Annotated in this window: 5 protein-coding genes; 1 reads left to right on the top strand and 4 read right to left on the bottom strand. The window is 59.3% G+C overall.

The genetic code is table 11. The features are described from left to right. Positions 1-14 precede the first annotated feature (14 nt). The gene (gene dapA, locus ACR0DY_RS15485) at positions 15-887 is read left to right on the top strand and encodes a 4-hydroxy-tetrahydrodipicolinate synthase (RefSeq protein WP_480546637.1); all 873 of its coding nucleotides are present in this window, start codon (positions 15-17) and stop codon (positions 885-887) included. Between the two features lie 133 nt (positions 888-1,020). On the opposite strand, the gene ACR0DY_RS15490 is transcribed toward dapA, so the two are convergent. The 4 genes from ACR0DY_RS15490 to pta form a co-directional block, all read right to left on the bottom strand. Continuing rightward, positions 1,021-1,893: a dimethyl sulfoxide reductase anchor subunit family protein gene (locus ACR0DY_RS15490; RefSeq protein ID WP_480546569.1), complete on the bottom strand. Its 873-nt coding sequence runs from the start codon at positions 1,891-1,893 to the stop codon at positions 1,021-1,023. Beyond that, positions 1,893-2,642 carry a 4Fe-4S dicluster domain-containing protein gene (locus tag ACR0DY_RS15495; protein ID WP_209504939.1) on the bottom strand — a complete coding sequence of 250 codons (750 nt, stop codon included), beginning with the start codon at positions 2,640-2,642 and terminating at the stop codon, positions 1,893-1,895. The genes ACR0DY_RS15490 and ACR0DY_RS15495 overlap by 1 nt, the downstream gene beginning before the upstream one ends. A 109-nt stretch (positions 2,643-2,751) precedes the next feature. After that, positions 2,752-5,571 (bottom strand): molybdopterin oxidoreductase family protein, encoded by a 2,820-nt coding sequence (locus ACR0DY_RS15500; protein ID WP_480898636.1) that lies wholly within the window; start codon positions 5,569-5,571, stop codon positions 2,752-2,754. Positions 5,572-5,661: 90 nt separating this feature from the next. Further along, positions 5,662-6,662 (bottom strand): phosphate acetyltransferase (gene pta, locus ACR0DY_RS15505; RefSeq protein WP_480898639.1); only part of this gene is annotated, 1,001 nt, incomplete at its 5' end.

Below are 6,662 nucleotides of genomic sequence, written 5' to 3' on the forward strand. Positions count from 1 at the left end.
TTAAGGAGCGTGTCATGTTCAAAGGCTCGATGCCAGCCCTCGTCACTCCGTTCAACAACGGCGAGTTGGACCTGAAGACGCTTAAACATCTGGTCGAATGGCAGATCTCCGAAGGCTCGACCGGGCTGGTGCCTGTTGGAACCACCGGCGAAAGCCCGACGCTCAGCCACGACGAACACGAAACGGTCATCGCAGAAGTGGTCAAAACGGCTGCTGGCCGTGTTCCGGTTATTGCCGGTGCCGGGTCGAACAACACGGTCGAAGCCGTCCGGTTCGTTCAGTTCGCCGAAAAAGTTGGTGCCGATGCGGCGCTGGTTGTCACGCCTTACTACAACAAACCGACTCAACGCGGCCTGATCGCGCATTTCCAAGCCCTGCACGAGGCTGCGGATATTCCGATCATCATCTACAACATTCCCGGGCGATCGGTCATCGACATGACCCCGGCCACCATGGGCGAACTGGCCCGGTTGCCGCGTATTGTCGGTGTCAAGGATGCGACGGGCGATCTGGCGCGCGTCAGCCAGCAGCGCGCGATCTGTGGCAAGGACTTCTGCCAGCTATCCGGTGAAGACGCCACTGCACTGGGTTTTAACGCCCATGGCGGTGTCGGATGCATTTCAGTCACCGCAAACGTGGCTCCCAGGCTATGCGCCGAATTCCAGCAGGCCACATTGTCGGGCGATTATGCAAAGGCACTGGAATACCAGGACAAGCTGATGCCGCTGCACGAAGCGATCTTTATAGAACCCGGGTTGGTCGGCGCCAAATACGCGCTCAGCAAACTGGGCCTTTGCAGCACCGAAGTCCGCTCACCTCTGACTGAGCTGGAAGACAACACAAAAGCCGCGATTGATGCGGCAATGGCACACGCGGGCCTCATCTAACCCGGCCTTCAGAAACCGGAAAAGGCGGCCTCGACTACCGAGTGCCGCCTTTTTGGTTTTCAGGATCCAAACTTCATCTGGCCAAAAATGTCCCGGGGGAGCTGCGGCTTGCCGCGGCGGGGGCAGAGCCCCCTCAGCGTTTGCCGTAATAAAGCCCTACGACATGTTCAGCCTGCGCAAAGAACAACCAGCGCGAGGTCGCGATGCCTGCCAGATGCGATGCCACTGCCAGCAGGGCCAGGAAATGGTTGAATGGCAGGACCAGAAACAGAACCGGCAGGACAAAGGCCAATACAAACGAGATCACCCTTAGCTTATCGGCATGTTTGCGCCCGACCACATGAACAAACTCACGCAGCAGATAGTTGGTACCGGTATGCGGTGGCTCGAACGCTCTGACGGTACCCCGGTTACCCAAACCTGTGGCTGTGCCCAGATTCGTTCCGGATGCTTCCAGCGCTTTGTCGCCTTTCTTCCAATACAGGATTTGAACCAACGCGGCGATCAGCAGAAGCGGAATGGCAACCCGTGTCTGGCCAGCCAGCAACGCACCACCTGCCAGGCTGAAGCTCAGGAACATGGCGGGGGTCAGGTTCATATTCCAGCGCGGGATGGTCTTGAGTTGCGTGTAGATCATCGAAGTCGTGAACACGGTCGCCAGTGACATCAACGCTCCGATCCAACCCAGCAGGCTCCATTGCCGATCCAGAAACACCACGCCAATCGCATAAAGTCCCATGACGACCAGGGCGAGCACGGCGCACCAGCCCTCACGGCTAAGCCAGCTGGTTTTCCATTGGGTAAAAGCCTTCAAGGCCCGTTCCGGGTGGCCGAGGTGGAAGGTCGAGGCCACCAGCCCTCCGACGGCCAGACCGTAAGCAATGGCGAAGAACACAAAAGCCACCCAACCCGAGACAGCCGGAAACCCCAGGCCAAGAAAGAACAGCAGGCCGAAACCCAGACCGGACAGGGTGGTGAACAGAATGACGGAGGGTGCGGGATGCATCAGAGTTTCTCCAACGTCTTATCGAGCCAGCCAAGGAACCCTTTGGGTTCTTCAGCGACAGGTGCCAACAGGGGGGCCAGGATGTCGATCTGGTCTTCCACCGTGTCTTTCGGGCGCGGCGGCAGATATTTATTGACGGGTTTGGTGCCCATTTCGGGCATCAGGTCCATTCCGCCGCGTTCCGCAACAAGCTTACTGACGTCGCTGTCCGGATCACCCAGATCGCCAAAGTGCCGCGCGCCCGCCGGGCAGGTTCTGACACAGGAGGGGATCCGGTCCACCTCGGGCAGGTTCTCGTTATAGATCCGGTCGACGCAGAGGGTGCATTTCTTCATCACCCCCTCGGCCTTATCCAGTTCACGCGCGCCATAGGGGCAGGACCAGGCACACAGGCCGCACCCGATGCAGTCGCTTTCATTGACCAGCACGATGCCATCCTCGGTTCGCTTGTAGCTGGCCCCGGTCGGGCAGACGGTGACGCAGGGCGCGTCTTCGCAATGCAGGCAGGATTTCGGGAAATGGATCAGTTGCGCGTGCCCTTCCGCCGGTTGCACCTCGTAGGAATGCACGCGGTTCAGGAAAGTGCCCGACGGGTTGGCACCATAGGCGTCCTGATCGGACAGTGGCGCGCCATAATTTTCCGTGTTCCAGCCCTTGCAGGAAATCACGCAGGCATGGCATCCAACGCAGGTGTCCAGGTCGATCACCAGACCCATCTTGCGCTCGGTTGAGTTTGGTAGCTGGGTCATGTCAGGATACCTGTGCTGTTGAGGACGGGTGAGGGGGCCAGCCCCCTCTTGAGCCTGCGGCTCAATTCACCCCCGGGATATTTGTGGCCAGATGAAGTGCGGATCTGGGTCATTTGCCCACCTTCCACGCCAGATTATCGGGGCCAGTTCCGACCGGTGATTTGATCGGGTCAAAATGAGGCTGGCTTTGGGCATCGGCGGGCGCGTCGGCCTTTTCGATTTTCACCTTCAGGTCAAACCATGCGGCCTGACCAGTAATGGGGTCGGAATTGGCCCAACGTAGCCCGTCGCCTTTTGGCGGCAGCAATTCGTGGATCAGGTGGTTGAGCAGGAAGCCCTTGGTGGCCTCGGGCGCGTCCTCTTGCAGGGCCCAGGCGCCTTTGCGTTTGCCGATGGCGTTCCATGTCCAGACGGTGTTGTCGTTCAGCGCGGCCATTTCCATCACAGGGACCGTAATCTCACCATGAGGGGATGTGATTTTGGCCCAATCTCCGTCGTTCAGGCCGTGCTTGCGCATCAGCCTGGTCGGAACATAAAGCGGATTTCGCCCGTGCAACTGCCGCAGCCAGGCGTTTTGCGTGCCCCAGCTGTGATACATCGCCATCGGGCGCTGGGTCAGCGCGTTGACTGTGAAGCCGTCGTTGCCGTGCTGATCGGTTTCGTACCAGATCGGAAGCGGGTCCATCGTGTCTTTGATCCGCTGGCGCAGATGATCAGGCGGCTGTCGGTCGCCATGGCCTTCGGCTGCCAGCTGAAACTTGCGCATCGGTTCGGAGTAGAGTTGGAATAGGTATGGCTGCGGGCTGTCATAGAGCCCCATGCCCACGGCCCAGTCCTGATAGGCTGTATTCCATGGTTTGTAGTAATCCGCGCCTTGCGGGATATGCGCCACGTAGAAGCCACCGTTTTCGATATAGCGGTTCAACTGATCCGGGTTGACCTCTCCGCGCCCTTCCTTGTCGGCGTTTTCACCGCGGAATCCGGCCAGCGGGCCAATACCCGGCTTGCGTTCGTGATTGACGATATAGTCGGCGTAATCGACCCATTTTGCGCTGCCGTCTTCATGGGTGAAACCCGGGAGCTTCATGCGGTTTGCGAGATCGATCAATACTGACTGAAACCCGCGCACGTCACGGTCCGGTTCGATCACAGGCCAGCGGATGGCGTCAGCGGCCGCGTCCGCCTCGCAAATCGGGCGATCCAGCAGCGAGATACAGTCGTGGCGTTCGAGGTAAGTAGTATCCGGCAGGATGAGGTCCGCGTAAGCCACCATCTCGGAAGAATAGGCGTCTGAATAGATGATGCGCGGGATCACGTAATCGCCGTTTTCATCCTTGTCCGTCAGCATCTCGATGACACCCGTGGTGTTCATGGTCGAGTTCCAAGACATATTGGCCATGTACATGAACAGCGTATCGATCTTGTACGGGTCGCCCGCATGTGCGTTCGAGATCACCATATGCATCAGCCCGTGGCTGGACATCGGGTTTTCCCAGGTGAACGCCTTGTCGATCCGTGCGGGGCTGCCATCTTCCTTCAGTGCAAGGTGTTCCGGACCGCGGACGAACCCCAAGTGCGGGCCATCCAAGGGCGAGTTGGGCGTCACCTTGCAATGCGGTGTCGGGTGCGCCTCGACCGGTTTGGGGTAGGGGGGCTTGAAGCGGAAACCGCCGGGAACCTCGACCGTGCCCAGGATGATTTGCAGCACGTGCAGAGCGCGGCAGGTCTGGAAACCATTGGCATGAGCCGAAACGCCGCGCATCGAGTGCATCGCGACAGGGCGGCCGATCATCTTTGTGTGTTTCTCGCCCCGGAAATCGGTCCATTCGTGATCCAGTTCGAATGCCTCGTCAAAGGCGACGCGCGCCAGTTCCGCGGCAATCGCGCGAATGCGCTTGGCGGGAATACCGCATGTTTCGGCAACGGCTTCGGGCGCGTGCTCCTCGGACAGGTATTTTTCCGCCATCAAGTGAAATACAGGGCGATGAACGACACCGTCGTTTGCGTAGACCGCCGACAAATCCGGGCGAACGCCAGGCGTATCGAAAGCCGTCAGCTTGCCTGTATTCCGGTCGATGACCAGAGGCTTTCCGTCATCGTCGCGCAGGAACAGGCCTTTTCCGGCGCCTTCGGACGCGTTCACCAAAACCGGGGCATTGGTATAGCGGCTGAGATAGTCGAGATCGATCTTTCCGGCTTTCATCAGCACATGGATCAACGACAGGATGAACAGCCCGTCAGTTCCCGGTGTGATGCCGACCCAATCATCAGCGACGGCGTTGTATCCGCTGCGGATGGGGTTGACGCCGATAACACGTGCACCGCGCGCCTTGATCTTTCCAATACCCATTTTGATCGGGTTGGAGTCGTGGTCTTCGGCCACGCCAAACAACATGAACAGTTTGGTGTGGTCCCAATCAGGCTGGCCGAATTCCCAGAATGCGCCGCCCATCGTATAAATGCCGCCCGCAGCCATATTGACCGAACAAAAGCCTCCATGCGCCGCATAGTTGCAAGTTCCGAAATTTTGCGCCCAGAAGCTGGTGAAGCTCTGGCTTTGGTCCCGTCCGGTGAAAAAGGCCAGCTTTTCCGGGTTGTCTTTGCGGATTGGCTCCAGCCAGCTGACCGCCAGTTCCAGCGCTTCGTCCCAGCTGATCTCTTCAAATTCACCCGAGCCACGCGGGCCGACCCGTTTCAGTGGCTTGCGCAGGCGCGAGGGGGCATTGACCTGCATGATCCCGGCGGATCCCTTGGCACACAGGACACCCTTGTTCACCGGGTGGTCGCGATTGCCTTCGATATAAGCAACCTTGCCGTCTTTCATGTGGACGTTGATGCCGCATCGGCAGGCGCACATGTAGCAGGTGGTCCTGCGGATTTCGTCCGAGACTTTCGGTGACGTATCAAGGATCGGCTGCTGATGGGTCATTTGCGGGTCCAGTTGGTTATGTCAGGAGGATTTTGTCAGTTTCCTCGGTACTTTAGAACATCGTTCCGGGAACGGTGCGAAAATTAAGTGTTACAGTCCAGTTGCCTGCAGCGCGGTCACGGCGATCATCTGGGTCACATCCTCGGCGCTGCATCCGCGGGACAGGTCGTTGGCGGGTTTGGCCAGCCCCTGCAAGACCGGACCAATGGCGGTGTAGCCCCCCAGTCTTTGGGTGATTTTGTAGCCGATATTGCCAGCATCAAGGTTGGGAAAGATCATCACGTTGGCCTGCCCGGCGACAGACGAACCCGGTGATTTACGCTCACCAACCGAAGGTACAAAGGCGGCGTCGAATTGCAGTTCACCGTCGACGTTCAGATCTGGCGCGGCCTGGCGTAGCGACTCAGTGGCCTCGATCACCTTGTCCACATCGGGATGCTTGGCGCTGCCCTTGGTGGAAAAGCTGAGCATCGCGATCTTTGGATCGACCTGCAGCAGCGTCCGGGCCGATGCGGCGGATGCGATGGCGATCTTGCTCAGCTCGCCCGCGGTCGGATTGATGACCAGCCCGCAATCGGAATACAGCATCGCCCGCGCCCCGGGCTGAGCGTTTTCCGGCGGGTACATCAGGAAGAAAGACGACACCATTCCTGCATCGGGGGCCATGCCAATCACCTGGATGGCTGCGCGGACAATATCGCCGGTCGTGTGAACGGCCCCTCCTACAGTGCCGGTGGCGCGTCCGCTGCGCACCAGCATGGCGGCATAGACGGGGGGTGTTTCAACGGCAGCACGGGCCTTGGCCCGATCGACGCCTTTATGCCGGCGCAGTTCGAAAAAGGCCTCGGCAAACTCTTCGGTCAGGTCCGAAGTCTTGGGGTCATGGATATCAACGCCCCGAGAGGCAGCAGCCCCCTGATCTTTCAGGGCTGCTTCGACCTCGGCGTACGGGCCAACCAGAATGATATCGGCCAGATTGGCCCTCTGCGCGTTGATGGCCCCTTTTGTGATGCGGGGGTCGTTGCCTTCGCTGAGGGCGATTATGGGACGGGTGGCCGGAGCGTTTTGCCGCAACAGCTCGACGGGTGTCA

It is taken from the genome of Ruegeria sp. O6, from assembly GCF_056535045.1.